Annotated in this window: 21 protein-coding genes and 1 pseudogene; 10 read left to right on the plus strand and 12 right to left on the minus strand. The window is 66.6% G+C overall.

Annotation, left to right across the window (positions count from 1 at the left end; translation table 11 throughout):
• The 3 genes and pseudogenes from KM295_RS04835 to purE all read right to left on the minus strand — a co-directional run.
• Positions 1–149 (minus strand): annotated as a pseudogene (locus tag KM295_RS04835) (NADH-quinone oxidoreductase subunit B); the annotation flags it as partial.
• Positions 146–550, minus strand: coding sequence for an NADH-quinone oxidoreductase subunit A (locus KM295_RS04840; protein WP_256028756.1), 405 nt, complete (start codon positions 548–550; stop codon positions 146–148). The gene KM295_RS04840 and the pseudogene KM295_RS04835, both read right to left, overlap by 4 nt.
• Positions 551–682: 132 nt before the next feature.
• Positions 683–1,303 (minus strand): 5-(carboxyamino)imidazole ribonucleotide mutase, encoded by a 621-nt coding sequence (gene purE, locus KM295_RS04845; protein ID WP_256028757.1) that lies wholly within the window; start codon positions 1,301–1,303, stop codon positions 683–685.
• Positions 1,304–1,465: 162 nt separating this feature from the next.
• Between purE and KM295_RS04850 the strand changes: the two genes are divergently transcribed.
• Positions 1,466–1,888, plus strand: coding sequence for a hypothetical protein (locus tag KM295_RS04850; RefSeq protein WP_256028758.1), 423 nt, complete (start codon positions 1,466–1,468; stop codon positions 1,886–1,888).
• Positions 1,889–1,989: 101 nt separating this feature from the next.
• Here the strand turns inward: KM295_RS04850 and KM295_RS04855 are convergent, their stop codons facing one another.
• The gene (locus KM295_RS04855) at positions 1,990–3,141 is read right to left on the minus strand and encodes a 5-(carboxyamino)imidazole ribonucleotide synthase (protein WP_256028759.1); all 1,152 of its coding nucleotides are present in this window, start codon (positions 3,139–3,141) and stop codon (positions 1,990–1,992) included.
• A gap of 110 nt (positions 3,142–3,251) precedes the next feature.
• Positions 3,252–3,707, minus strand: a complete 456-nt coding sequence (locus KM295_RS04860; protein WP_256028760.1) for a 30S ribosomal protein S19e — start codon at positions 3,705–3,707, stop codon at positions 3,252–3,254.
• A 131-nt stretch (positions 3,708–3,838) separates the two neighbouring features.
• Here KM295_RS04860 and thiL point away from each other — a divergent pair, with 131 nt between their 5' ends.
• The gene (gene thiL / locus KM295_RS04865) at positions 3,839–4,708 is read left to right on the plus strand and encodes a thiamine-phosphate kinase (protein ID WP_256028761.1); all 870 of its coding nucleotides are present in this window, start codon (positions 3,839–3,841) and stop codon (positions 4,706–4,708) included.
• A 21-nt stretch (positions 4,709–4,729) separates the two neighbouring features.
• On the opposite strand, the gene KM295_RS04870 is transcribed toward thiL, so the two are convergent.
• The 3 genes from KM295_RS04870 to KM295_RS04880 all read right to left on the minus strand — a co-directional run bounded on the left by KM295_RS04870 (position 4,730) and on the right by KM295_RS04880 (position 7,350).
• A complete protein-coding gene (locus KM295_RS04870; RefSeq protein ID WP_256028762.1) occupies positions 4,730–5,902 on the minus strand; it encodes a site-2 protease family protein in 1,173 nt (390 codons plus the stop codon).
• 176 nt (positions 5,903–6,078) lie between these two features.
• Entirely contained in the window at positions 6,079–6,318 is a 240-nt protein-coding gene (locus tag KM295_RS04875) for a DUF7123 family protein (protein WP_256028763.1), read from the minus strand.
• Between the two features lie 252 nt (positions 6,319–6,570).
• Positions 6,571–7,350, minus strand: coding sequence for a molybdopterin synthase (locus KM295_RS04880; protein WP_256028764.1), 780 nt, complete (start codon positions 7,348–7,350; stop codon positions 6,571–6,573).
• A gap of 82 nt (positions 7,351–7,432) precedes the next feature.
• On the opposite strand from KM295_RS04880, the gene pyrH reads away from it, so the two are divergent.
• The 3 genes from pyrH (at position 7,433) to KM295_RS04895 (ending at position 11,605) form a co-directional block, all read left to right on the plus strand.
• Positions 7,433–8,116: a UMP kinase gene (pyrH, locus tag KM295_RS04885; RefSeq protein WP_256028765.1), complete on the plus strand. Its 684-nt coding sequence runs from the start codon at positions 7,433–7,435 to the stop codon at positions 8,114–8,116.
• Positions 8,109–9,758 (plus strand): lysine--tRNA ligase, encoded by a 1,650-nt coding sequence (lysS, locus tag KM295_RS04890; protein WP_256028766.1) that lies wholly within the window; start codon positions 8,109–8,111, stop codon positions 9,756–9,758. The genes pyrH and lysS overlap by 8 nt, the downstream gene beginning before the upstream one ends.
• Positions 9,759–9,832: 74 nt before the next feature.
• The gene (locus KM295_RS04895) at positions 9,833–11,605 is read left to right on the plus strand and encodes a site-2 protease family protein (RefSeq protein WP_256028767.1); all 1,773 of its coding nucleotides are present in this window, start codon (positions 9,833–9,835) and stop codon (positions 11,603–11,605) included.
• Here the strand turns inward: KM295_RS04895 and KM295_RS04900 are convergent.
• Positions 11,602–11,862 carry a hypothetical protein gene (locus KM295_RS04900; protein ID WP_256028768.1) on the minus strand — a complete coding sequence of 87 codons (261 nt, stop codon included), beginning with the start codon at positions 11,860–11,862 and terminating at the stop codon, positions 11,602–11,604. The genes KM295_RS04895 and KM295_RS04900 overlap by 4 nt on opposite strands.
• Positions 11,859–12,119 (minus strand): DUF8028 family protein, encoded by a 261-nt coding sequence (locus tag KM295_RS04905; protein WP_256028769.1) that lies wholly within the window; start codon positions 12,117–12,119, stop codon positions 11,859–11,861. Before KM295_RS04905 ends, KM295_RS04900 begins: the two co-directional genes overlap by 4 nt.
• 293 nt (positions 12,120–12,412) lie before the next feature.
• On the opposite strand from KM295_RS04905, the gene KM295_RS04910 reads away from it, so the two are divergent.
• The 3 genes from KM295_RS04910 (at position 12,413) to KM295_RS04920 (ending at position 17,294) form a co-directional block, all read left to right on the plus strand.
• Positions 12,413–14,287, plus strand: coding sequence for a heme-binding protein (locus KM295_RS04910; protein WP_256028770.1), 1,875 nt, complete (start codon positions 12,413–12,415; stop codon positions 14,285–14,287).
• 94 nt (positions 14,288–14,381) lie between these two features.
• Positions 14,382–15,533 (plus strand): thiolase family protein, encoded by a 1,152-nt coding sequence (locus KM295_RS04915; RefSeq protein ID WP_256028771.1) that lies wholly within the window; start codon positions 14,382–14,384, stop codon positions 15,531–15,533.
• Between the two features lie 105 nt (positions 15,534–15,638).
• Positions 15,639–17,294 carry a histidine kinase N-terminal 7TM domain-containing protein gene (locus KM295_RS04920; protein ID WP_256028772.1) on the plus strand — a complete coding sequence of 552 codons (1,656 nt, stop codon included), beginning with the start codon at positions 15,639–15,641 and terminating at the stop codon, positions 17,292–17,294.
• Between the two features lie 68 nt (positions 17,295–17,362).
• Here the strand turns inward: KM295_RS04920 and KM295_RS04925 are convergent, their stop codons facing one another.
• Entirely contained in the window at positions 17,363–18,808 is a 1,446-nt protein-coding gene (locus tag KM295_RS04925; protein WP_256028773.1) for an amidase, read from the minus strand.
• Positions 18,809–18,929: 121 nt separating this feature from the next.
• Between KM295_RS04925 and nikR the strand changes: the two genes are divergently transcribed.
• The gene (nikR, locus tag KM295_RS04930; protein ID WP_256028774.1) at positions 18,930–19,355 is read left to right on the plus strand and encodes a nickel-responsive transcriptional regulator NikR; all 426 of its coding nucleotides are present in this window, start codon (positions 18,930–18,932) and stop codon (positions 19,353–19,355) included.
• A 142-nt stretch (positions 19,356–19,497) separates the two neighbouring features.
• Positions 19,498–20,163: a cob(I)yrinic acid a,c-diamide adenosyltransferase gene (locus KM295_RS04935; RefSeq protein WP_256028775.1), complete on the plus strand. Its 666-nt coding sequence runs from the start codon at positions 19,498–19,500 to the stop codon at positions 20,161–20,163.
• A 19-nt stretch (positions 20,164–20,182) separates the two neighbouring features.
• On the opposite strand, the gene acs is transcribed toward KM295_RS04935, so the two are convergent.
• Entirely contained in the window at positions 20,183–22,153 is a 1,971-nt protein-coding gene (gene acs, locus KM295_RS04940; RefSeq protein ID WP_256028776.1) for an acetate--CoA ligase, read from the minus strand.
• Between the last annotated feature and the right edge of the window lie 76 nt (positions 22,154–22,229).

Here is a 22,229-nt window from a genome sequence, read left to right on the forward strand (position 1 = left end):
ACCCAGTTCATGAACTGGTCGAACTTCGTGAGGATAAACGGCGTCGAACCGAACGCCTCCCGGAGCTTCGAGTTGAATCGGCTGTCGACGCCCTCGCCCATTCGGGCTTCCTGCGTCGAGACTGTGTCGTTGTGTTGGTCGCTGCTCATAGTTGGCTCTTGATCTCTACACGCTCGCTTCTGATCCAGCGAACGGCGCCGTTGCGCCACGCCCACCCGAGTCCGACGACGAGGATCACGAGGAAGACGAGCATCGGTCCCAGTACCGATCCGAGTCCGAACTCCGCGACGGCGTCGCTGTAGATCAGCGCCCACGGGAAGATGAGCACCGTTTCGATGTCGAAGACGACGAAAAGCAACGCCACCATGTAGTACTGGATGTTGAACCGGATCCGCGTGTCCCCGGTCGGGACTTCGCCGGACTCGTAGACGGCGCGTTTCCCCTGTTCGGGCACGCTGGGGCGGAGAAGACTCGAGACGACGATCATCGATATCGGGATGGCGAGCCCTACAAGCGCCAGCGCGCCGACGGCGATCCATGGATCACTCATGCGGTCTGTATCGTACGCAAATTCGGAAGTCAGCCTAATAAGGATTGTTGAGTTGCGTGACGGCGGCGTGACACGTTCGGGACGAACGTCCGGTATGTCCGGTATCGCCCCGCGAAGGCGACTCCCGCGTGGCTACCGGTTCTCGCGGAACCGCTCGGTCCCGTCGCTGTGGAGCCGCTTCGAGACCGCCCCTACCCCCTCCTGCAGGTCGTCGTGGTACTCCTCGAGCCGTCCCTCCAGTTCGGGGTGGGCCCGCGAGAGGATCTGTACGGCCGACAGCGCGGCGTTGAACGACTTGCCGGCGTCGACGGCGACGATCGGCGCGCCGGTCGGCATCCCGATGACCGAACTGACGGAATTCTCCTGGACCGGGACCCCGACGACCGGGATCGGGTAGGCGATCGAGGCCGTCATGTTCGGCAAATCGGCCGATTTCCCGCCCGCCCCGGCGATGATGACGTCGAGGCCACGATCGCGGGCGGTCTCGCCGTAGGCGTACATCAACCCGGGCGTCCGGTGGGCCGAGACGACGAACGTCTCGAAGGTGAACCGACTCTCGGGGGGGTCGTCGTAATCCGTCACTTCCTCGAACCCGAGTTCGGTCAGCGCCTCGTATGCCCCGTACATCGTATCGAGATCCGAGTCCGACCCCATGACGATCCCGACTTCGGGCGTCTCCTCCTCGGAGCGATCGCGGTCGGCCTCGGCTTCGAGAAGATCGATGAGGTCCCGTACCCCGGCGGAGCGTGTCATATCGAGGTCCCCGTCCGGCGGGCGCTTGGGCGTTGTGGTTCGGTGCCCGCGTCCGGACCGGATCCGTGGTGGCGACTCCGATATATGCCGTCCGCGACGATCCGTGAAACGCCCCTTTCAGTTTCCGGCAGGACTTTTTTCGACGCCCTCCCCTTCGGACGCATGAACCGGCGGGAACTGCTCCGGTGTTCCGGCGCCGTCGGCGCGCTGGTCCTCGCCGGTTGCGTCGGCGAACGCCCGCGGGATCGGCTGGCCGTCGAGGGATCGTCCCCGACGATCGGGCCGGGCGATGACGCTACGATCGTGGCTCGCATTTATCGGGCGGATCGGGTCGCGTTTTCCCTCCCGGCCGCCGACCGAATCGAGGCGACGGGGACGGACGTTTCGCCGTCACCGGACGGGCAGGCGGACAGCTTCCCGCCGATATGGCTCTGGGACGACCCCCAGCAGTCCATCGAAGCGACGCTCGATGTCTCCGTCGCGTCCGATGCCGACACCGGCGCGTACACCTACAGCGTGACCGCATCGAACGGGACCAGAGAGATCGTCGCCGAGTTCACGGTCACGGTCGGTGACACTGCCTGAAGGGGGATCGACTGGTTCTGACTCGACGGTACTGGCCGTGATCTCGTCACATCCGTATCAAAACTCATTCGTCCGCCCCGAACCGGGCCGACATCCTCCGGCTACTTGAAGGACACCGAACCGACCAGCTTTCGCGCCCGCGAGAGAAGCGTGTCCCGGTCGGCGTCGGCCTCGGTCAGCGTCACGTGACCCATCTTCCGGAGCGGGCGGGCCTCGCGTTTCCCGTACCAGTGCAGTGACGCCTCGGCTGTCCCGAGGATCGACTCCGTGCCGGCGAGCTCGGCGACCCGTGGGTCCGTGACGTCGCCCAGCAGGTTCGCCGTCACTGCGGGCGAACGGAGCGACGCGTCCCCCAGCGGCCACCCGAGCACGGCCCGGACGTGCTGTTCGAACTGCGAACAGCCCGCGCCCTCGATGGTCCAGTGTCCGGAGTTGTGCGGCCGGGGGGCGATCTCGTTAACCAGGATCTCGCCGTCGGCCGTCTCGAACAGCTCGATCCCGTAGACGCCGCGGCCCTCGAGGATCTCGAGGACGTCGAAGGCGATCTCCCGCGCCCGCGAGCGGACGGCCTCGTTGGTCCGGGCCGGTGTGACCGATTCTCTGAGGATCTCTTCTTCGTGGATCGTCTCGGTGACCGGATACGCACGCGTTTCGCCGTCGCCGACTGCGCCCATGACGGCGAGTTCCCGCTCGAAGTCGACGAATTCCTCGGCCAGCGCCGCACCGCCGACCTCTTCGAGCGCCTCGGCCGCCGCTTCGGGCCCCTCGACCGGGCGGTTCCCCCGGCCGTCGTAGCCGCCCTCGCGGGCCTTGAGCATCACCGGCCAGCCCAGTTCCTCGCCCGCCTTTCGGAGGTCGGCCTCCGTATCGACCCGCCGGAACGCGGGGACCGGTAACCCACCCTTCTCGAGCGTCCGGTTCTGGACGAGTTTGTCCTGGATCGTCCGCAGCGTTCCCGGGTCCGGATGGATCGGCGTGTCGGTCTCCTCGCCGACCCGCTCCATCGCGTCCGGGTCGGCGAGTTCGATCTCGAAGGTGAGGACGTCGGCGCGTTCGGCGAGCGTTCGGATCGCCTCGTAGTCTTCGAAGTCACCGACGACTTGATCGCGCACGACCGGGGCGGCCGGGCAGTCCGGCGTCGGGTCGGAGACGACTAGCTCGACGCCGAGCGGACCGGCGGCCTCGCCCATCATCCGGCCGAGCTGACCGCCGCCGACGACGCCGACGGTCGCGGCTGGAGTGCGGTGGTCCATACCCGTCTTTGGTCGTCCGTCGACTGATAAGGTTGCTGTTCGGACCGGACAGCGGAGAGAACTTACGGATAATCGAGGAGAAAGCCTCGCGCTTCAGCGCGGGGAGGATGTCAAGCGTAGCGTTCGAGTTCGGGCCGGTCGAGCTCTTCGAGCACTTCCTCGGCGGTCTCGTCTAAAAGAGCCTTTCCCTCGCCGGTGACGGTCCGGCCGCGCTTCTCGGAGGTATCGACGTAGCCGGCCTCCTCGAGCTGCTGGAGCGCCGTCCGGATGATGTTCCCGGAGCCGTCACGTTTGTGATTCGGCCGGACGCGGTACCGTGTCGAGCCGTTCGCAGCGTCGCCGTAGGCGGATCGGAGCCGCTGGACGCCGACGGGGCCGTCCTCGGCGACCTTTCGGAGCAGACTGGCCGCACGGCGGCTCCAGAAGTCTTCCTGCTCGGGCGGGAGCTCTCGGCCGGTTCCGGTCGTCACGAACTCGAGCCACTCGGGCTCCTCGAGGTCGTCTTCGAGCTTCTCGGCGACCGCCTCGATGAGGTTTTCGGCGGGAACGTCGTAGAGTGTCGTCATTACGTTCCGGTTCCGCTCGGGCGCGTTTAACGCTGTTGATGTCCGGCGCCCCGTAATGATCCGTCCGTGAGGGTCTCCCGGGGTCGATCGCGCACCGACGGGCCTATTGTTCGGGCACTCGACGGGCCGATATGGACGAACGGGCGGCACTTTCGCTCGTCGGTGACACCCTCCCCCATGCGGGTGACGACTGTGCGGTGTTCGATGATCTCGTACTCACTACCGACATGCTCCACGAGACGACGGACTTCCCGGACGGGGTAACCCGATACACCGCGGGCTGGCGGGCCGTCGGCGCGTCGCTTTCCGACGTGGCGGCGATGGGTGCCGAGGCCGACGCCGCCCTCGCGGTCTATGCCGCCCCGCGATTCGAGGCCGCCGAACTCGGGGCGTTCATCGAGGGCTGTGTCGACGTTTGTGAGGCCGTCGACGCGGCCTACGTCGGCGGCGACCTCGACGGTCACGAGGAGTTCACCGTCTCGACGACGGCCGTCGGCCGGACGGACGCTCCGGTCTACCGGTCGGGGGCCGAGCCGGGTGACGCGGTCTGTGTGACGGGGACGTTCGGTCGGAGCGGGGCCGCACTCCGGCTGTTCGAGGCCGGCGAGACCGACCGGGCGAACGATCTCTTCCGGTTCGAACCGCGTGTCGCGGCCGGGCTGGCGCTGGCGCCGTACGCGACAGCCATGATGGACTCCAGCGACGGGCTCGCCCGGTCGTTGCACCAACTCGCCGAGGCGAGCGGTTGCGGGATGGCGGTCACCTACGCGGACGTGCCGGTCGACCCGGCCGTCGAGGCGGTCGCCGCAAGCCCGACCGAGCGGCGCGAACTGGGCGTTCACTTCGGGGAGGACTTCGAACTCGTCTGTACGGTCCCCGAAGCCGCCCTTTCGGAGGCGAAAACCTCCACCGCGGTCGAGCTGACGCGGATCGGGACCGTTACCGACGAGGGCGTTCGGATGGACGACGATCCCCTCGAAGATCGGGGGTTCACACACTGATGTGGCCCGACGGTCGCGGGGTCACCCGCCGACGATCTGGATCGGCACCGGCGTGAAACAGAGCACCCCGAGGACGAGCGTCAGAACCCCGACCGCGATCCGCCTCCGGTCGAGCGGTTCGTCGAAGATCGGGGTGACGGGGCCGACGTAGGCGAGCGCCATCGTTACGAGCCCCCAAAACCCCCACAGAACGGGCGCGTTCTGGCTCACGTTTCCGAAGGTGAGCAGATACGCCGCCAGCGAGAGGAGGGCGGCCGGGACGAGCGATCCGACGGTCTCGGCTCGCTCGCCGATCATCGAACGGACCATGTGGCCGCCGTCGAGCTGGCCGACCGGGAGGAGGTTGAGAAACGTCACGAAGAGCCCGACCCACGCCCCGAAAATAACCGGACTGGCGACGAGTTCCGGGGATTCGTAGGTGAGCTGTTGACCCGTCGCCCACGCCAGGAACTCGAGCAGCGGCGGGTACCCGAGTTCGATCATGACCGACGACTCGCTTTCGAGGACGTGTTCGGGGACCTGAATCGGATCCAGATGGAGGCCGATCACTGCGACGGTGACTGCCGCGATGAGGCCGGCAAGCGGTCCCGAGACGCCGATGTCGAAAAGCGCCTTCCGGTCGGGGATCCGCCCCCGGATCGAGATCATAGCCCCGAACGTCCCGATGAAGGTAGGCACCGGGATGAAATACGGCAGGCTCGCGTCGACGCTGTGGTACCGCGAGAGGGCATAGTGGCCGAGTTCGTGGACCGCGAGCACGCCGAGGACGGCGGCGGCGAAGGGCCACCCGGCGAGGAGATCGAGCGGTCCCTCGATGGGCTGGTAATACCAGATCGTCCCGGCATACAGCGTCGTCAGCACCGTCGCCAGAAACATCACGACGTTCGTCCACGGGACGCCGCCGCCCCCGACCCGCCGTGGTTTGGCGACGAGCGCACGGCGCGTCTCTCCGACCTCGACACCAGTGATCGGGTCGGGCTCGCTGTCCTGTACCGTCTCGAACCGGACCTCGTATCCCTGTTCGCGGAACAACGGCCACACTTGGCGTTCGAGCTGGCGGACGCCGGTCTGGGGGTGGCCATAGTAGATGAGGCGGCCGTCGTCGGTTCGTTCGATATCGGTCGTCCGAAAGGCCGGCAAAAGCGCCTCGGGTGACGGGCCGGCGCGGTCCGACGACCGATGGGGGACATCCATCGTTCGAACCGAACGCGTCTGAAAGGAATAAATCCCTTGGCACCGACGGCGTCTGCCGGTTGGTAGGTACCGCGGGACGATACGGCGGAAGACGGGGACCACGGGCAACGGTCGGTGTCGCCCCGCCGGCTGGCGGGTCGGCCGGAGGGATCAGCGGATACCGCCGAGCGGCCCTGCTACCCGTGTGTCACGCGCCACGTGGTCGCGGACGTGTAGGACCACTTTTCGATCTCGAGTTCGGCCGCGGAGTCGCGCAGCTTCACCATCAGGGCGCCGATCTCCTTCGGCGAGAGGTTCACGTCATCGGCGATGAACTTGCTTTTGATGTAGACCTCGCCGTCCTCGGCTCGCTGTCGGAGGTACTCGCGGAGCCGCGTTTCCTTGCTGTCGGTGGAGGGTTCCGTTGTGGCGCTCATGTATGACACCTCACTCCCCCCTTTCCCTCGGAGGGGTATATAAACGAGTGAAGCTTCGGCTCACTTCGGCCCGATTCGGAATAAATCGACGTTAAGGGTTCGTTTTACTATCCGCTTAAATGTTTTAGAACGTTTTATGAACTCCCTAGAATATTCTATTCAAAATTTTTGTCTAGAAATTAATAACCGGCGTCGGGCCCGGTTTCGGGGCGAAAGCCTCCTCCGTCGGCGGCCTCGGCGGCGTTTCCGACGTCACTCGCGTTCGTGAACCCAGAACGTCTCCCCGTCGGTGACCTCCTTTTTGAACAGCGGGACTTCGTCCTTCAGGCGGTTGATACCGTCCTCGACGGCGGCGAACGCCTCCTCCCGGTGGCCGGCGAGCACGACGACGAAGACGATGTCCTCGCCCCCGGGGATCCGCCCGGTGCGGTGGTGGAGCCTGACGTCCAACACGCCCTCGCGGTCCTCTAGGTCCGTCTCGATCGCTTCCATTCGGTCCTCCGCGACGCCGTCGTACTTTTCGAACTCCAGATACCGCGTTCGTTCGTCCGCCGGGTCCTCCTTCGCGCGGACACGCCCGGTGAAGGTCGCGATCGCACCCGAGTAGGTCGCCTCGTCGCTCCGTTTCACCGCGGCGGCGAGCGATTCGAGCGTCTCGTAGGGTTCGGTCCCTTCGACCGCCTCGATCGTCGCCGCCGGATCGAGCGCGTCGGCGCTCGGAGCCGAAACGAGCGCGTCGGCCCGTTCCTCGCCCACGACGATCTCCGGGAGCCGCGCACCCGGCGCTCCGATCACGAAGGCGTACCTGTGATCGGGCGCGAGCCGGTCGATCGCGCCGGTGACAGACAGCTCCGTTCCGCTTCCGTGCCAGCCGTCGTCGACGACGTACTCGGTCCCGTATCCGGCTTTCAGGACGCCGCCGTCCGTGTCGGTCGGTTCGTGTCGGACGATCCCGACCCGGCCGTCGGCCGCGGCCGAGAGCCGTTCGACCGCCCGCGCCGCCTCCGGGCCGAGTACCGAGACTGCATACATACACGTCCCTTCGCCTCGGACGGCTTGTAGGTGTCGGACGGCTTGATAACGCTTAAGACCGGAACACGGCAACCGGACCCCAATGAGAGTCGTTATCTGTATCGGCGGGAGCGTACTCGTGCCCGGACTCCAGGCCGATCGTGTGGACGCACACGCCGGCGTCATCGACGGGCTGGTCTCGGATGGCCACGAGGTCGCGACCATCGTCGGGGGCGGCGACGTCGCCCGCCGGTACATCGGGACGGCTCGGGATCTCGGGGCGACCGAGTACGACCTCGACGCGATCGGGATCGACGTGACGCGGCTGAACGCCCGGCTTTTGATCACCGCTCTGGAGAGTTCGGCGACGCCGGAACCGGCCGAGAGCCACGAGGACGCGCGCGCTTCGCTCCGTCGCGGCGAGGTCGCCGTGATGGGGGGAACCGTCCCCGGTCACACGACTGACGCCGTCGCTGCACTGCTGGCGGAGATGGCCGGGGCCGATCTGCTCGTTTACGCGACGAGCGTCCCCGGCGTCTTTTCGGCCGATCCGAACGAACGCGACGACGCCGAGCGATACGACCGGCTGACCGCGGGTGAACTCGTCGACGTGATCTCGACGATCGAGACGGCTGCCGGCTCGAAGGCGCCGGTCGATCTGCTCGCGACGAAGATCATCGAGCGATCCGGGCTCCGCGCCGTCGTGCTCGATGGGACCGAGCCGTCCCGGATCGCCGACGCCGTCGCCGGCAACGCCGACGGGACGGAGGTCGTCCCCGATGGGTGACCCCTACGAGATCGGGACCGGCGAACACCGCGCCTTCTGGGCCGACGCGGCCGCCGACGAGGTCGAGACACGCGTCGGCGACCCCGGAGAGCCGATCGTCATCAAGGGCGGCGTCTCCCCCTCCGGCGTCCCGCATCTCGGCCATTTCAACGAGATCATGCGGGGGTACTTCGTTGCCGAGGCGCTCAGAGAGCGCGGCTACGGGGTCCGGCAGGTGTTCACGACCGACGACAGGGACCGCCTGCGAAAGCTGCCGCGAAAACTCGCGGATCTGGAGTGGAACGTCGTCGGTCTCGGGGAGGTCGACGCCGGCGCCCTCGGTCGAAACCTGGGAAACCCCTACACCGATATCCCCGATCCGTTCGGCTGCTGTGACTCCTACGGCGCACATTTCACCGAACTGCTCCGACGCTCGGCGGCGGCGATCGGCGTCCCGATCGAGACCGTCTCCAACACCGAGCAATACGAGTCGGGCGGCTTCGACGAGGCGATCGCACACGTCCTTGAGAACCGCGAGACGGCCCGGGAAGTCCTCGGAGAGTTCCAGAACAAGGTCGACGAGGAGTACGTCCCCTTCTTCGCGCAGTGTTCGGAGTGTGGGCACCTCACGGAGACGATCACCGACGTCGATCTCGACGCCGAAACCGTCGGGTACGTCTGTGCGGACGTCACCGCCGGCGACGAGACGATCGAGGGCTGTGGCCACGAGGGGACGGCGACGTTCCGGGAGGGGAAGCTCCCGTGGCGATTCGAGTGGCCGGCCCAGTGGGTGACGCTCGGCGTCGACTTCGAGCCGTTCGGCAAGGACCACGCCGAGGGCTCTTGGCCCTCCGGCGAGACGATCGCCCGGGAGGTATTCGGCCTTGAGCCGCCGGTTCCGATGGTTTACGAGTGGTTCACGCTGAACGGCGAGGCGCTGTCGTCGTCGGCCGGCAACCTCATCACCGTCGCGGAGGTACTCGAACTGCTCGAGGTCGAGGTGCTCCGATATTTCTTTACGAAGAACCCGCAGAAACAGCGCGATTTCGACGTCGGGAGCCTCGATCGGCTGGTCGATGAGTTCGACCGGTTCGAGGCGATCTACTTCGGCGACGTCGAGGCCGACGACACGGAGACGGAACTGGCCGAACGCGCCTACCCGATGGTCGCACCGGAGAACGCCGGGAGGGACGACCGGCCGATCCGGATCCCGTATACGTTCGCCGCCGTCCTCGGGATGACCGACGACCGGGATCTGCGTGTACGGATGGCCCGGCGGTCGGGACACCTCCCCGAGAACGCCGCCGAGTCAGAGATCGACGCCGCCTTAGAACGCGTCGGGAAGGCGCGGGCGTGGGCGGTCCGGACCGACAACGCGTTCAACTACCGGCTCGCCGAGACGCTCCCCGACGTCGAGTTCGACCCGGCGACGGCGGCGGCGCTGGACGAACTGGCCGACTTTATTTCGGCGGAATCGCCCGACGAGGGGACGCTCCAGGAGGAAATATACGAGACCGCACGCCGAAACGACGTCCCCGTCGGCGACCTCTTCGAGGCCGGCTACCGGCTGTTCCTCGACGAGGACGAGGGTCCCCGGCTGGGCCCGTTCCTCGCGGCGATGGAGGAGTCGTTCGTCGTCGACCGACTCCGACGCGACCGGTAGATCCCCTTGTCCCCGTCCACCCGACCTGCTTTTATGATAATTCCTATCTGTGCCCGAGACCGTAGGGGAACACGATGAATACGCTGCTGTGGATACTGGTCGGGATCCTCCTGTATATGTCCGCGGCGATGGCGCTGAAATCGCGGGGACTGTTGCCCGACGCGGTCAAGGTGTCCGGCCCGATCGTCACCGTCCACACGAAGCGCGGGCGGGCGTTCCTCGATCGACTCGCGGCGCCGAAGCGACTCTGGCGCGCCTGGGGAAACTTCGGCGTCGGCATCGCTTTGGTCCTCATGGTCGGCTCGTTTCTCGCCGTGCTTCTGTCGGGAATCAGTTCGTTCACCGACCCCCAGACTGCGGGGTTCGTCAGACCGCAGGACGCCCTGGTGATCCCGGGTGTCAACCAGTTCCTGCCGTGGGCGGCGGCGGTCGATATCGTTGTGGGGCTGCTCGTCGGGCTGGTCGTCCACGAGGGCGGCCACGGGATCCTGTGTCGCGTCGAGGACATCGACATCGACTCGATGGGGATCGCGCTGTTCGCGTTCGTCCCGATGGGCGCGTTCGTCCAGCCCGACGAGGACAGCCAGGAAGCCGCCGACCGCGGCGGGAAGACCCGGATGTTCGCCGCCGGCGTGACGAACAACTTCCTCGTGACCGTGATCAGCTTCGCGTTGCTCTTTGCGATCGTCGGGAGCCTCGTTTCGGTCGCTCCCGGCGTCGCTGTCGGCGGCACCCTTCCGGGTTCGGCCGCCGAGGAGGCGGGGATCGAGCGCGGGGACGTGCTGGTCGGCGTCGACGGCGAGTCGGTCGACGGCGAGTCGTCCTTCTCGGCGGCGTTGTCCGACGCCGACAGGGAGGTAACAGTCGATCGAAAGGACGGCGACCCGGTGACTGTCCGGCGGGATCTCATCGTTACCCGCGCGGTCGTCGACGGGCCGATCGCGACCGGCACCGAGATCCGGCGCGTGAACGGCGAGCAGGTCTTCACCGAATCGGCCTTCGTCGCGGCGGTCGACGGCGAGGAGACCGTCGACCTCGGGACCGAGAACGGGACCGTTCGACTCCCGGTCGGCACGTTCGTGAGTACGGTCCCGTCCGACGGGCCGCTCGGGAGCGAGGGCGCCCCCGACACGCCGACGATCGTCCACAGCGTCGGCGGCGAACCGACGCCGGATCCGGAGGCACTCTCTTCGGTCCTCTCCGGGACCGCCCCCGGCGACACCGTCGAGGTCGTCGTCTACCACGGGGACGAAAGCGACGATCCCTGGGGCGGCGACCGGGCGGTCTATGAGGTCACGCTCGGCGAACACCCGAGCGAGGACTACGGTTTCCTCGGCGTCGGCGGGATCCAGACGGGAACGAGCGGGATCGCCGTCGACGATTTCGGTATCGACGCCTATCCCGCCGACCGGTATCACGCGACGTTGGGCGGGTCGGGCTTGGGCGAGGACCCGGTAACGACGTTCGTCTCCCGGACGTTCGCTGCGCTCGTGTTGCCCTTCATGAGCATGATCGATCCGAACGCCGGCTACAACTTCGCCGGATTCAACGGCGAACTCACGAACTTCTACTCGGTGTCGGGACCGCTTGGCGCCGGCGTCGTCTTCGCGCTCGTCAACGTTCTCTTTTGGACCGGGTGGGTCAACATCAACCTCGGGATCTTCAACTGCATCCCCTCGTATCCGCTCGACGGCGGCCACATCCTCAGATCGAGCGTCGAAGCGACGCTCGCCCGCCTCCCGGGCGACGGGAGTCAGGTCACGGTCAGCGCGATAACGGGGGTGATAAGCGTCGCGATGATCCTCAGCCTGCTCGGTATGCTTTTCGCTCCGTGGCTTTTGGGTTAGCTTCGTCGCCGTGAGACCCGCCAGACCGTCCGTGGCGACCGGGCGGCGATCGAAAAGGAAAGCCCCGGCGTCGAGCCCGAAAGCTCCCGGAGGAGTCGATCGATCTTCCCCGGCGGGAGATCCAGCGCCGGAGCGAGACGGTCGCCGTTGACGTAGACGTCGCCGCCCGACCGTTCGGTCTCCTGATGGAGGTATTCCGTCAGCTGTTCGACCTGATACGAACGGGGCGACGATCTCCCGAGGCTGTTCGTGCTCATGATCGACCACCTCCGGGGGTGTGTTCGTGTCCGACGACGGCACAGATCACGTTGAGCGCCAGCACGCCGGAGAGAACCGCGGGATACTGACCGACCGGCGCGGACACGATCGCGAGTATCACGGCGAGCGGCAGGACGGCGGCGCTCCAGAAGGCTGTCGCCCGGACCCCGGCGACGATCCGGTCGGTCCAGGCCGCGAGGGCGCTTCGGTCGTCTGCGGTGAGAGGGGCAGGACGGGAGGGCGTGGCGCTTGACATGGGTGATCTCCTCACTCGAGCCATGGGTCCGTACCCCTATATAAACCCCAGAGCCTTCGCGTCGATTCGGGAACGTTCGCACGCTTTAGGGCGAGCGAAACGGCGCCCTGTTCGTTTAACAACGCTTCAAATGACGCTTAGAGCTTTTATAATGTTCTCTAATGGCTTATTATCGTCACGAGCCGTATCCGTACGGGCGCGGTCCGCCGCCGGTCGGGATCCGCGTCGTGGCGACTCCGGCCGGGAGCGCGGACACAAAAGCGACATTACTCGGGCGGCCGAACGGTTTCAGTATGCAACAGCGACGACCACCGGGGACGGAGGAGGGCTGGTACGCTCTCCACGACCTCCGCCGGATCGACTGGGATGCCTGGCGCGACGCCACGGAACGGGAACGCGAGCGGGCCCTCGAGGAGGGCATCGAGTACTTGCGGGCCCACGTCGAGGTGACCGACAGCGAGGAAGGCGGCTCGGCGGCTTTCACCGTCGTCGGTCACAAGGCGGATCTCATGGTGCTTCACTTGCGACCGACGCTCGAGGACCTCGACCGGGCCGAGCGCCGGTTCGAATCGACCGCGCTCGCCGAGTTCACCGAGCGGGCCTCCTCGTACGTCTCCGTGACCGAGGTCTCGGGGTACATGCACGAGGAGCTCGCCGACGGGATCGAGGACATCGAGGACGCGGGGATGCGAAACTACATGAAACAGCGCATCTACCCGGAGATCCCCGACGCCGAACACGTCTGTTTCTACCCGATGGACAAACGCCGCGATCCGGAGTACAACTGGTACGATCTGCCCTTCGAGGAACGGAGCGAACTCATGTCCGCCCACGGCGATATCGGCCGCGAGTACGCCGGGAAGGTCAGCCAGATCATCTCCGGCAGCGTCGGTCTGGACGACCACGAGTGGGGGGTGACGCTCTTCGCTGACGATCCGACCGATATCAAGCACCTGCTCTATGAGATGCGGTTCGATCCCTCCTCGTCGAAGTTCGCCGAGTTCGGCACCTTCTACGTCGGCCGGCGGTTCCCGCCGGCGGATCTGCCGGCTGTCTTCGCCGGGGAGACCGTACCGACAGAGGGCCCGGATACCGGGACGGGTGAATCCGGGACTGACCGAGCCGAGGACGAACGCCACCCCGGCGGGACGGACGAGGGCTCAGGTTCCGGTTCCGGATCCGGCGGCCGCCCCGACACAGGCGGCCCCGACCACGAGGAGATCGACGCCGGGACGCTTTCGGCCCGGCTCGGGCAGTTCGGCGTCGATCTCGAGGAGTACCCCGAGGCCGGCTACGGCCTCCTGTTTCGCTCGGACGCCGACGCCGAGGAGCTCAACGAGGCCGTCGAGGGGCTCCGGGGGAACTTCGACCACTACGATACCCACGTTCTGACGGCGGTGCGGGCCGATTCAGGCGAGACGGCCGTCGTCTCGCTGTGGCGAAACGAGCGGGCCGCGAACACCGCCTCGGGGTTTCTGGCCGACCTCCCCGGCGTCGGAAGCGGGACCGGGGCGGCGTTCGAGACCGACAGCGCCGACAGCGCCGACAGCACTGACACGGAAACGCACGGCACCGACGAGGACGGCGATATCCGCGGGCAACTCGAGGATCTCGATATCTACGCCGGCACACCCCACGGCGAGGACGTCTACGCGTTGGTGTTGTACTCGGAGGCCGACCCCGATCGGCTCCGGTCGGAACTGAGCGACCTCGGTGAACGGTTCGACCACTACGATACCCACGTCAAATCAGCCGTCTACGCCGACGAACACGGCGGCGGTCGCTCGGCGATCGTCTCGATCTGGGAGACGAAAGACGCCGCCGACACCGCGGGCGGGTATCTCTCGGAACTGCCGGGGATCGTCGCCCGCGCCGGCGAGGAAAGCGGCTTCGGCACGATGGGGATGTTCTACACCGTCAAGCCGGCACACCGCGAGGACTTCGTCGAAACCTTCGGAGAGGTCGGGGGGATCCTCGAGGAGATGGACGGCCACCTCGAGACGGCTCTCATGACCAACGAGACCGACGAAAACGACATGTTCATCGCCAGCCAGTGGCGCGACCGGGAGGACGCCATGGAGTTTTTCCGCTCGGAGGCGTTCCGCGAGACCGTCGAGTGGGGTCGGGAGGTCCTGGCCGACCGGCCACGACACGTCTTTCTGGCGTAGGATTAACAGCTAACGTCCGAAGCCGCTTTTCGATTTACATGGGACGGTCGTTATAGTGACAGTTTTAACGTGATGGGGGGTCAAGCTGAGGTACATGAGCACTGACACACCGGTCGTCGTGAAAGCGTACCGAACCCCCCTCGGCAAGGAGGGCGGCGTCTTCGCCGACGTCCGCCCCGAGGACCTGTCGATCCCGCTCATCGATCGGATCCTCGAGGAGACCGACCTGACCGGCGGGGACGTCGACGACCTCAAGTGGGGCTGTGCCCAGCAGCGGAGCGAGCAGGGCAACAACATGGCCCGCGTGATCGCGCTGATGTCCGGGCTGGGCGAGGCCACGCCGGCGTCGACGATCAACCGCTGGTGTGCCTCCTCGGCGGAGGCGATCATCAACGCGGCGGACGCGATCCGCGCCGGCCAGCGGGAGTGTATCATCGCCGGCGGCGTCGAGTCGATGTCCCGGGTCCAGATGGGCGAAAACGACGAGATCCACCCCGGACTCGACGAATACCACAACATCGCGGATCTACGGATGGGGATGACCGCCGAGACAGTCGCCGAGCGATACGACGTGACCCGCGGGATGCAGGACGAGTACGCCGCCCAGTCCCAACAGCGCTCGGTCGCGGCGACCGAGGCGGGCCGCTTCGACGACGAGATCGTCCCGATCGAGGGCCACAACGAGGACGGCGAGTCGATCACTGTCACCGACGACGAGGGGCTCCGACCCGGCACGACCGCCGAGAAACTCGCGGAACTCCCGACCGTCTTCAAATCCGACGGGACGGTCACCGCCGGCAACGCCTCCCAGCGGACCGACGGCGCCGCCGCGCTGTTGATCACCTCCCGCTCGTTCGCCGACGAACACGGCTTCGAGGAGATCGCCGAGGTCGGCAACAACGCCGTCGCCGGCGTCGAGCCGGAAGTGATGGGGATCGGCCCGGTCCCGGCATGCCGGCAACTCTTCGAGCGTTCGGGGACCGGTGTCGACGATTACGATCTGGTCGAACTCAACGAGGCCTTCGCTTCCCAGTGTGTCTACTGTCGGGACGAACTGGGCTTCGACAACGACATCTACAACGTCAACGGCGGGGCGATCGCTATCGGCCACCCGCTGGGAGCGACCGGCGCGCGGCTCCCCGTCACCCTGATCCACGAGATGCACAAACGGGATGCAGACCGCGGGCTCGCGACCGAGTGTGTCGGGTTCGGACAGGGCGCAGCCATCGAGTTCCTCGTCCAGTAGGGACGCGAACGGTGGGCCGGCCGGTATCTCCCCGAAACCAAACCATTATTATCGCAATTGTCCATTCTCCGGACACTCTTGACCGGATTATACGGGTGGACCATCGTGCTAGGCTCGCTGGCCGCCGGCGTCGGGAGCCTTGCTTTGGTTCAGTATCTCTCCCGGTACCGCGGGGACGCCGGCGCGACCTGGTTCATGGCTACCCTCGCGATCCAGGCGGTGCCCGCGTTCGCCTACGGTGGTGGACTCCTGCTCTTCGATCCGGCGTGGCGGGCGTTCGCCGAGGCGTTCGTCTGGATCGGACTGGCCTGGATCGGCCCGCTCTTTTTGGGGTTCGCCCTCGAGTACACCGGTAGAGGCGAAGCCGTCCGTTCGAACTGGTTCCGGTTACTGTTCGTGTCACCGGTCGGCACGACCCTTCTGGCGTTGACCCATCCCTTCCATGACCTGCTGTGGCGCGGGTTCCGCCTCGCTCCCGTCCTCGATCTGGCGACGGTGCTGTACACGATCCGACCCTGGGGCTACGTCGCCGTCGGGATCACGCTGGCTACGGCCGGCGTCGGTGTGTTGTTGATGCTCGAGACGATCCTCTCGTACGGCCCGCTCTATCGGCGGGAAGCGGTCGCCGTCGCGCTCAGCACCGCTCCGCCGACGGTCGCGCTGTTGGTCTGGCTCGCGGGGGTCGGTCCGTGGCCGGCGCTCAACCTCGCGCCGCTGTTTCTGTTGCCACACGTCGCACTCGACGCGTACGCATTCGTCGGCACCCATATGTTCGAAACGAACCCGGTGACGCGGCGAGCCGCCGAGCGGAGCGCCAGCAACGCGCTCAGAGATCCGATGCTCACGGTTGACACCGAAGAGCGGATCGTCCATCTCAACGGTCGGGCGAGGGAACTGTTCGGGGTCGACGAGAGCGACGCGCTGCCCGTCCCGCTCGCCCGTCTCACCGGTACGGGGCTCGACGGGATGCGATCGACCGGCGAGATCGACGTGTCGGGGAGCGACGGCGGGGTGTTTGCGGTCTCGTACACGCCGCTGACCGACCCCCGGGCTGAATCGGTCGGCGGCGTGATCGTCCTGTACGACGTCACCGAGGAGCGACAGCGAAAACAGCAACTCGCCGTGTTCAACCACGTTCTCAGACACAACCTCCGGAACGAGATGACCGTGATCAGGGGACACGCGAAATCGATCCAATCCAGCGCCGGTGACCCGACCCTCGAAAAGCAAACCGGGGCGATCGTCGATTCTGGACAGCGGTTGTTGTCCATCGCCAACAAAGCAAAGAAGTTCGATCGCATCCAGGAACGCGAGCGGCGAACGGTGGCGGTTTCGGTTCGGGAGTCCCTCGAGGAGATCAGGGCCGGGATGGCCGCGGACCACCCTGACGCCGACATCGCCGTCGAGATCGGAATGTCCGATCCACGCGTTCGGACCGATCCGGAACTCCTCTCGTTGATCCTCTCGAACCTCGTCGAGAACGCGGTCGTTCATACGTCCCGACCCGACCCGGGCGTGACCGTCCGCGTCCGTGAGACCGAAAACGGCTCGGAGGGGACCGCCTTCGAGGTCCGGGACGACAACGAACGGATCCCCGACATCGAGATCGACTCCATTCGGGCGGGCGACGAGACGCCGCTGCAGCACGGAACCGGGGTCGGGCTGTGGCTCGTACAGTGGTGCGTGACCGCCCTCAACGGCACGCTGACGTTCGAATACGATGACGGCAACGTCGTCACTGTCGTGATCCCGGCATCGTGAACGTTGGCTTCGCCTCGCCACCGCTCTAACGGGTCAGCCTCGGCGTGGTTCGCTCACAGCCGGGAAAGCTACGGGTCCGGATACCGGCCGGCCCACGGCCGGGCTTCCTCGAGCGCCGCCGCGACGGCCAGTACGTCCGCTTCGGCGTACCGACCGCCGACGACCTGTAGCCCCACCGGAAGCCCATCGTCGGTAACGCCCGCCGGGACCGACGCCGCGGGGTGGCCGGTCAGGTTGAACACCCACGTCAGCATGGCGTCTGTCGGGACGCCGCGGACGGTCTCGCCGTCGATCTCCGTCGGGAAGGGATCCCCGAGGTGCTTGCCGTACGGCGGGACGGTCAGCGTCGGCGTAATCAAAGCGTCGTGACCGGAGAGGGCCGCTTCGATCCCGTCGTAGGCGGCGGTCCGGGGAACGTTCCGGCTCCGTTCGTCGGTCGCCTCGATCCCCTCCGCCAGATCGATCGTCGCCCGGACGGTCGGCTCCAGATCGGCGGCCCCGAAATCGAGGCCGTATCCCTCGGCGATCCGGTCGGCGAAGGCGCCGAAGAACGCGCCGACCTGCGTGACGTACGCCATCGAGAGTTCCTCGTAGGGCGGCAGCGAGACCCCGGTCGGATCGACTCTCGAACCGGCGGCTGCCAGATCGTCGACGGCCGCCCCGACCGTCTCGCGAACCTCGGGGGCGACGGGCTGTAGATCCAGGTTCGGGCTGTAAGCGACCGAAAGCTCCCCGGCGGGCCGGTCTATCGCTCCGGCGTAGTCGGCGTCGGTTTCGGGGACGCTGTGGGGATCCCGGCCGTCCGGCCCGGCGAGGACGTCCAAAAGGAGGGCGGTGTCCGCGGCGCTCCGGGCCATCGGGCCGCTCACCAGAAACGGGGTGTGGGCGCTGAACCCGTCGGACGGATCGCGTTCGGGAACGACGCCGAGCGTCGGCTTCAGCCCGACGACGTTACAGCAGGCGGCCGGGACACGCAGCGAGCCGCCGATGTCCGACCCGGTCGCCAGGCGGACGCTCCCGGCCGAAAGCGCCGCCGCCGATCCGCCCGACGACCCGCCCGCCGAACGCTCCCGGTCGAACGGCGTCGGGGTCGCCCCGACGAGGCGGTTCTCCGTTCTGATCGTGTGTCCGAGCGCCGGCGTGCTCGTGGTCCCGACGATCACGGCGCCGGCCGCCTCCAGCCGCTCGACACCGATCGAATCCGAGTCCGCGATGTTCTCCGAGAGCTGTTCGAGTCCGAGCGTGTGTCTGACGCCCCGCTTTCGGTTCCGGAGGTCCTTGATCGCGACCGGGACGCCACACAGTGGGCCGGGATCCTCGCTGCGGACGACGGCGGCGTCGATCTTTCGGGCCTGCTCGCGCGCCTCGTCGCCGAGAACTGTAATAAAGGCGTTCAGGTCGGCGGTCGCTTCGATCCGGTCCAGCACCGCCTCGACGAGACCGAGTGCCGAACGGCGCCCCTCGCGGACGGCGGCGGCCGACTTCCGGACGGACGGCTCCGGTGGGGTACTCATGCCGGCGTTATCTCGCTCTCGGAAAATAAGTCCGGGGGACCCCCGTGCTGTCGGGCCCGGATCGTACCGACGCCCCGGGTTATACGTAATCCTTAATATTTGAGCGTGGTTCAGTTAATATATGACCGTCGTCAGCGTCTCGATGCCCGACTCACTTCTGGACCGCCTCGACGAGTTCGCCGAGGAACACGGCTACACGGGCCGCAGCGAGGTCGTCCGTGAAGCCTCCCGGAACCTGCTGGGCGAGTTCGAGGACCGGAAACTGGAGGGCCGGGACCTGATGGGCGTCGTCACCGTCGTCTTCGATCACGAGACCTCAAGCGCCGAAGAGCGGATGATGAGCATCCGACACGACCACGAGGGGCTGGTCGTCTCGAACATTCACAACCACGTCGGCGACCACTACTGTATGGAGCTTTTCACCCTCGAGGGAACTCTCGAGGAGATCTCGACGTTCGTCGGGAAGGTCCGGGCGACGAGCGATATCCTGTCTGTGGATTACTCGGTCGTCCCGATCGACGACTTTGGGGCGGCACTCGCCGAGTGACGGGGCTCGCGGCCCGCTCACACCCCGTTGACGGTCACGTCGAGGTCGCGGCCGACGGCCGCGACGGTCACCGTCGTCGCCCGGTCGGTCGGCGCCGCGCCGGCGAAAGGAGCTATACGGACGGCCCCCTACGTTCCGGGCGATGAGTGACCGCGACACGCCGGGGCGGGGGCGAACGCCCGAACCCCGCGAGATCGAACCGGCCGCGCCCGAATCGTTCGGCCTGACGCAGGTGTGGTGGGGCGACGGCAAAGGAAAGACGACTGCGACGCTGGGGATGGCCTTCCGGGCGGCGGGCCACGGCTTTCGGGTCCACGTCCTGCAGTTCATGAAAGGCGGCGCCGACAGCGTCGAGGACGTTCGCGGGGAGTACAACGCCATCGCCGCCTTGCCCGGTCTGAGCTACGAGAACCTCGGTCACTACGGCTGGCACGCGATGAACGACGGGACCGAAGAGCGCGACCACGAGGCCGAAGCACGGGCGGGCTTCGAGCGCGCTAAAGAACTCGTCGAGGCGGCAGACGCGGCCGATCTGACGACGCCGTTCGATCTCGACGGCGATCCGGACGACGGGGTTCACATGCTCGTTCTCGACGAAATCCTCTATGCCGCCGACCGGGGGCTCGTCGACTCCGGGGCGGTCCTCGAGTTGATCGAGGACAAACCCGAATCCCTGGAACTCGTGTTGTCGGGGAGCCACAGCCGCCCCGGGTATCTCATGGAGGCGGCCGACCTCGTCACGAACGTCCGAAAAGAGAAACACCCGATCGATGCCGGCCAGCGCGCGCGGAAGGGAACAGAGTACTAGACGGCCGAAGCGGCGGCGGTCAGTCGCCGGAGACCTTCCCCTGGATATCTTCGACGACGTCGGGGTTTCTGAGCGTGCTTGTGTCGCCGAGTTCCTCGTCGTTGGCGATGTCCTCCAACAGCCGGCGCATGATCTTCCCGGAGCGGGTTTTGGGTAGTTCCGACGTGAAGACGACCTTCTCGGGGCGGGCGATCGGGCCGATCGCCTCCTCGACGCCCTCGATGATCGCCTGCTCCATCTCCTCGCCGGGCTCGTAGCCGTCCTCGAGGATGGCGTAAACGTAGACCGCCTCGCCTTTCATCTCGTGGTCGCCGCCGACCGTGGCGGCTTCGGCGACGCCCTCGACGCCGACGACCGCCGACTCGATCTCCATCGTCCCGAGCCGGTGACCCGAGACGTTGATCACGTCGTCGACCCGGCCGAGGATGGTGATGTAGCCGTCATCGTCGATCTTCGCGCCGTCCTCGGGGAAGTACACCCATTCGTCTTCCTCCTCGTCGGAGTAGGCCGACCAGTACTCGTCGATGAACCGTTCGTCGTTTCTGTACAGCGTCCGGAGCATGCCGGGCCAGGGCCTGTCGACGACGACGTAGCCGGCCTCTCCGGGAGCGACCTCCTCGCCGGTCTCGTCGACGAGTTTGGCGCTGATACCGGGCAGCGGTGGCCCCGCCGACCCGGGCTTCATCTCGCCGATCGCCGGCAGCGTCGTAATCATCATGCCGCCGGTCTCGGTCTGCCACCAGGTGTCGACGATCGGACACGCCTCGTTGCCGATGTGTTTGTAATACCACTTCCAGGCCTTCGGGTTGATCGGTTCGCCGACGGTACCGAGCAGCCGCAGACTGGAGAGATCGTGCCGTTCGGGGTACTCCGAGCCCCACTTCATGAACGCCCGGATCGCGGTCGGGGCGGTGTACAACTGGTTGACGCCGTAGTCTTCGACGATCTCCCAGAGGCGGTCCTTCTCCGGGTAATCCGGCGTTCCCTCGTACATAACGCTGGTCGTCCCCAGCGCGAGCGGGCCGTAGACGATGTAGCTGTGGCCGGTGATCCAGCCGATATCGGCCGCACACCAGTAGGTGTCGTCGGGCTTGACGTCGAGCACTGCGTGTGAGGTCCAGGCGGCATAGGAGAGATAGCCCCCGGTGGTGTGTTTGACACCCTTCGGTTCGCCCGTCGTCCCCGAGGTGTACATGAGAAACAGCATGTCCTCGGCGTCGCGGACGACCGGCTCGACCACGGCGCCCGCCTGTTCGGCGACGAGATCGTCGTAATCGTGCTGGTTCTCGCCCAGTTCGTGATCGAGGTCGTCGCCGAGCCGGTCGACCACGACCGTCGTCGTCTCCCGTTCGGCGTCCTCGAGTCCCTCGTTGGCCTTCGAGAGGTGATCCAGCGGGTCGCCCCGGCGGTAGTAGCCGTCGCAGGTGACGAGGTACTCGGAATCGGCCGAGTTCATCCGGGTCGCCAGGGCGTCGGCAGAAAAGCCCGCGAAGACGACGGAGTGTGGCGCGCCGATGCGGGCACACGCGAGCATCGCGATCGGCAACTCGGGGATCATCGGCATGTACATCGTCACGACGTCGTCCTCCTCGACGCCGAGGTCCCGCAGTACCGCCGCGAACTCGTTCACCTCGCGGTGGAGTTCCTCGTAGGTGAACTCCCGGGTCTCGCCGAGTTCGCCCTCCCACTGGATCGCGAGTTCCTCGCCGCGATCGTCGAGATGTCTGTCGAGACAGTTCGCCGAGGCGTTCAGCTTCCCGCCCGTGAACCACTCGTAGAACGGCTCGTCGTCGTCGACGAGGACCTCGTCGTAGGGCTCGTCCCACTCCAGCAGGTCGGCGGCCCGCTCCCAGCACTCGGGCCAGTTCTCCTCGAACTCGTCGTAGATCGCCGGATCCGAGACGTTCGCCCCCTCGACGAACGACGCCGGCGGCTCGAAGGAGTCCTGTTCTTCGAGTCGGGCTTCCAGTTGTGTCTCTTCGTCTGACATCGTGTCCTAACCGACAGTGTCGTGTATAATAATGATTGTTGTCTGTAAACACGCTCGTACGTCTCGCGCCGGTCGG

The sequence above is a fragment of the Natronomonas aquatica genome (genome assembly GCF_024449025.1).
In the GTDB taxonomy this organism is placed as follows: domain Archaea; phylum Halobacteriota; class Halobacteria; order Halobacteriales; family Haloarculaceae; genus Natronomonas; species Natronomonas aquatica.